Origin of the sequence: Mesorhizobium sp. M7A.F.Ca.AU.002.02.1.1, from assembly GCF_003998535.1 — a bacterium.
GTDB lineage: Bacteria > Pseudomonadota > Alphaproteobacteria > Rhizobiales > Rhizobiaceae > Mesorhizobium > Mesorhizobium ciceri.
In genome coordinates, this window is record NZ_RZPB01001336.1 from 1 (window position 1) to 836 (window position 836).

Genomic DNA, 836 nt, shown 5'->3' on the forward strand with positions numbered 1-836 from the left:
GATCAAGTGGGCCAACCAGTCGGCCATCTTTGATGATCGAGATGCGATCCGAAAGCCGCAGCACATCGGCCATGCGGTGGCTGATGTAAACGATACCGATTCCGCCCTGCTTGAGCTGACCGATGGTCCGAAAAAGCGTTTCTTCCTCGTGGATGGTCAGTGATGAAGTCGGCTCGTCCATGACGAGCAGCTTGGCGCCCCGCGAGATCGCCTTGAGGATCTCGACCATCTGGCGTTGGGCGAAGGCCAGATCGCCCACACGCGCGGAAGCATCAAGCGAGAAGGCGTACCGCTCGATCAGAGCCTGGGCATCGCGAACCATTGTTCTGGTGTCGACGCGCATGCCGAAGGCGAGTGGCTCGCGAAGGATGAACAGATTTTCGGCAACCGAGCGGTTCGGCAAGACGCTCAGTTCCTGGAAGATCATTGCAATACCGCGGTCGATCCTGTCGCGAAGCGACAAGGCCGTGACGTCCTCTCCGGCGAACAGAATGCGGCCTTCATCCGTTCGATAGGCTCCCATGAGAATCTTCATGAGCGTCGATTTGCCCGCACCGTTCTCGCCGAGCAGCGCGTGCGTTTCACCGGCCATGACCTCGAACGAAATATCAGACAGCACGCGGTTTGCGCCAAACGACTTGCTGATGCGTTGCATCGCTACGATCGCGTTGTGGGACGGTGACGTTTTCGCTTCGGCCATGACGATTTTCTCGATCGCTAGGGGAGCGTCGGCGGCCTGTTGGAGCCCGCCGACGAAAAAGTGGGCTAGAAGCACTCGCCGTTGCAGATTTTTACCACCGAGGCCGGAGCATCTTCCTTGGTGACCTGCTTGAGGG

General features: G+C 58.9%; 1 protein-coding gene. It reads right to left on the minus strand.

Annotated features, from left to right (window positions below):
* On the minus strand, positions 1–700 hold a 700-nt coding region (locus tag EN879_RS37545; RefSeq protein WP_164774923.1), incomplete at its 3' end, for an ATP-binding cassette domain-containing protein.
* Positions 701–836 lie beyond the last annotated feature (136 nt).